This window comes from Amycolatopsis sp. NPDC004368 (assembly GCF_053602515.1).
The window spans coordinates 1-4,297 of the sequence record NZ_JBSGDT010000085.1 but is presented as its reverse complement, the minus strand read 5'-3'; the positions used below and the strand labels follow the sequence as shown (position 1 = coordinate 4,297).

Here is a 4,297-nt window from a genome sequence, read left to right as displayed (position 1 = left end):
TCGGGCATACGCAGGCGGCTGCTGGTGTTGCCGGGATCATCAAGATGGTCATGGCGATGCGCCACGGTGTGCTGCCGCGGACACTGCACGTGGATTCACCGTCGTCCCGAGCGGACTGGGCTGCAGGCGGCGTGCGGCTGCTGACCGAAGCTGTGGACTGGCCGGAAACCGGCCGTCCCCGCCGGGCAGGAGTTTCGTCTTTCGGCATCAGCGGCACTAATGCTCACGTCGTCCTCGAGGAGGCACCGGCTTCCACCGGTGAGGACCACGAGGAAAGGATCGGCGAGGATAGGGCCGAGGCTGCGGACGAAGGCCCGGTTCTCTGGGTGGTGTCGGGCGGTTCTCCGTCGGGATTGCGGGGCCAGGCCGCCAGGCTGGCGGAATACGTTTCGTGCCGTCCCGAGATGGACCTTGCCGAGATCGCTTCCGCTCTGGCAACCTCGCGTTCGGCGTTGGGGTATCGAGGCGCGGTGCTGGGCCGCGACCGCGGCGATTTGGCGGCCGGTTTGGCGGCCCTGGCGCGGGACGAATTCGACGGACGGGTGGTGTCGGCCCACGCGCGCAAGCGAGGAAAAGTCGCTTTCGTCTTTCCCGGACAGGGCTCACAGCGGGTAGGGATGGGCCGGGAGCTGTACGCCAGGTTCCCGGTCTTCGCCCAGGCCTGGGATGAGATCTGCCGGCTGGTCGACGTCGGTTTGACGCATCCGTTGCGCGAAGTCGCTTTCGGCGACGGTTCTGGTGTTCCGGACGCGCTGAACCAGACCGAATTCGCCCAGCCGGCGTTGTTCGCGTTCGGTGTTTCCGTTTTTCGGCTTCTACAGTCGTGGGGTCTCCGGCCTGATTTCCTTGGGGGGCATTCGGTCGGTGAAATTGCGGCGGCACATGTTAGCGGAGCCCTTTCACTCACCGATGCGTGCCGGATGGTGACCGCTCGGGCTCGATTGATGCAGGCCTTGCCGCCGGGCGGCGTCATGGTGGCGATCCGGGCGCCCGAAACCGAAGTGGCTCAACTGCTGGGAAGAGGCGGCGACGAGGCCACGATGGCCGCGGTGAACGGACCGCGTGCAGTAGTAGTGGCAGGGCAGGACGATGCGGTCGCTGCGATCGAGTCCGATGCCGCGGCGCGGGGATTGAAGACGCGGCGATTGACGGTCTCCCACGCTTTTCACTCGCCACTGATGGACCCCATGCTGGCAGAGTATCGACAGGTCCTCGACAGCCTTTCCTTGGGTGCACCGGCAACCCCCGTGGTTTCGAGCGTGACGGGCAGGATCGTCGAGAACGTGAAAGGCCGCGCAGGAGTCCGGGGTGATGGAAGTTCCGGATCCGTGGGCGATCACGCTGGTCTGACGTGGGCGGATCCGGAATACTGGGTTCAGAATGTCCGGAGCACCGTGCGGTTTGCCGGAGCGATCGAGGAGCTGGTGCGACAGGGGGTCGACCAATTCGTGGAACTGGGGCCTGGTGCTGTCCTGTCCGCGATGATCGGCGAAATAGTCGTGGACCGGCGCGCGGAGAGTGACGACCACGTATTGACCGTTCCGGTGTCGCCGAAGAACCAGGATGAAGCGACCGGGATGATCAGCACGGCAGCGAAGCTTTATGTGCACGGCTCGACCCTCGACTGGACAAGCTTCTTCGCCTCGTTGGGAACTGCGAAGCGAGCCCGCCGTCCTGTGGAATTGCCTACCTACGCCTTCCAGCGCGATCGGTATTGGCTCGAGCCGGTGTCGGACGTCAGCGAGCCGATGGCATCGGAGCGCATGGCCGATGCCGAGTTCTGGGCAGCGATCGACAGTGGCGACGTCGATGTGCTGGCCACAATTCTCGGTGTTCCAAAAGATGCGTACGTTTCCACCTTGGGCCAAATGGCCCCGCTACTGGCGACGTGGAGGAAGCGCCGCGAGCTCGACGAGCTCGTGGCGGACTGCTGTTACGAGGTCTCGTGGAGATCACTGCCGGAGCCGGCTGGCGACACGCTTACCGGCCAGTGGCTGTTCGTTGTCCCGGCCGGTGACGAGCGCAGCAACGCTTGGGCCACAGCCGTTGCCGATCGGACCGGGAGGGTCGTCCGCATCGAGTTGCCGGTGGATGCCGGCCGAGCTGAAATGGCAAAGCTGATTTCTGCAGCGACGAACGCCGGTGGCAGTGAGCTTGCCGGGGTGTTGTCCTTCGTGGCCATGGCACCGGACAAGAATCGGGCGCATCCGGCCGTACCGGGTCCGCTCGCACTGACCGTCGGCTTGGTCCAGGCTTTGGGCGACGTGGAGCTCCGCGCACCACTGTGGTGTGTCACCGAAGGTGCTGTGAGCGTGGGCGGGCCTGCTGCAGGGGAGGCCGACCGGCATCCCGTCGATCCCGTACAGGCGGGAGTCTGGGGCTTCGGCCGTGTCGTCGGCCTGGAGCACTCCGAGCGCTGGGGTGGTCTCGTCGACGTGCCGGCGACCCCGGACGATGATGCTGTGTCACGCCTGGCGGGCGTAATCGACGCTCGTGACGGTGAGGACCAGAATGCTGTGCGCGCGGGTGGTCTCTTCGGGCGCCGGCTCGTGCGGCGAAAGTCCAGTTCTCGTCTTTCCGATTCAGGCAAAGAAAAGTCGGTGTTCTCAGCCAACGGTTCTGTGCTGATCACGGGAGGCACGGGGGGGCTAGGCGCTGGAGTCGCGCGCTGGCTGGTCGAGGCAGGAGTTCCACACGTGGTGCTGGTGAGCCGCCGGGGTGTGCAGGCCGACGGGGCGGAGAAGCTGCGGGACGAGCTGCTGGCGAGCGGCGCTCGTGTGACGATCGAAGAGTGTGATGTCACAGACTTTGAGGCGCTGGCCGGAGTACTGAAGCGCATTCCGGAGCACTTGCCGCTGACCGGTGTCGTCCATGCGGCCGGTGCATTGGGAATCGCCAGCGTAGCGGAGGTCCGGCCGGCTGACCTGGCGGATGTCCTCGCCGCAAAGGTGATCGGTGTGCAGAATCTCGAAGAGCTCTTGGACGGACGCCGGTTGGATTTCTTCGTGACATTCTCTTCAATTGCAGGCGTGTGGGGAAGCGCCGGTGAAGCGGCCTACTCCGCCGCGAACGCCATGCTCGACGCCATCATCGAACGCCGTCGGCACCAGGGGCTTACCGGCACTTCGATGGCTTGGGGGCCTTGGGCCGGAGCCGGCATGCTCGAGACTTCGGGCGACTTCGGGGCTTGGCTCGCGCAACGCGGTGTTCGGCCCTTTCCGCCAGCGCAAGCGCTCGCTGGACTGCGCAGGAGCATCGCTGGTGATGAAGCACTCGTCACGTTCGTGGACATCGACTGGGATCGTTTCGTCCCGTTGTTCCGACTCGCTGGCCGCGGGGCGCTCTTCGGTGATCTGGCGGAGGAAGAGCTGACCGCCGACGAAGCAGCGGGTTCCGTCGACGCACCGGTGAAGCTGCGGAAACGGCTGAGCTCGATGACGGAGGATGAGCAGCGGCGCGAGATCGTAGCCCTGGTGGGGGAGCAGGTGGCCGCCGTTCTCGGGCACTCCGCGGAGAGGGTTCTCGATCCGGCGAAGGCTTTCGGGGAGCTCGGGTTCGATTCGTTCACCGCGCTGGAACTTCGAAATCGGCTGAACGGCGCCACCGGGTTGCGCTTGGCTGCGACAGTCATCTTCGACCACCCTTCAGTTCGCCGTCTGGCGGAGTTCGTCATGTCGAAATACGTAGCCGCGGTGTCTTCCGGCGAGGTGGAATCGGTCCGTCGCATGCGCACGGTAGACGACCCTGCCGGCGAACCGATGGCAATTGTGGGGATGGCATGCCGATATCCCGGAGATGTTTCGTCGCCGGAAGATTTGTGGGATCTAGTGGCTAATGGGGATGAGAGCATAGGTGACCTTCCCGCGGACCGAGGGTGGAACTTGGGGGAATCGCCCGCCTCGGACAGTGCTCACGAAGAGGTCGATCGTTCTTTTCGCGGCGGGTTCTTGCATGGTGCTGCGGATTTCGATGCGGACTTCTTCGGTATTTCGCCGCGTGAGGCCTTGGCGATGGATCCCCAGCAGAGGTTGCTCCTCGAGACTTCGTGGGAAGCCCTTGAGAACGCGGGCATGAATCCTCGATCGATCGAGGGGAGCAAGAGCGCGGTTTTCATCGGCGGTTCGTACCTCGGGTATGATGTAGATCCGGTCGATGATCGCCTCGAGGGTTACCGCGCCATAGGCGTGGCAGGCAGCGTGTTGTCGGGTCGGGTGGCGTATTCGTTTGGTTTTGAGGGTCCTGCTGTGACGGTGGATACGGCGTGTTCGTCGTCGTTGGTGGCGTTGCATCAGGCGGG

General features: G+C 64.7%; 1 protein-coding gene. It reads left to right on the top strand.

The genetic code is table 11. The features are described from left to right. On the top strand, positions 1–4,297 hold a 4,297-nt coding region (locus tag ACWEOE_RS42065), incomplete at both ends, for an SDR family NAD(P)-dependent oxidoreductase (protein WP_452019439.1).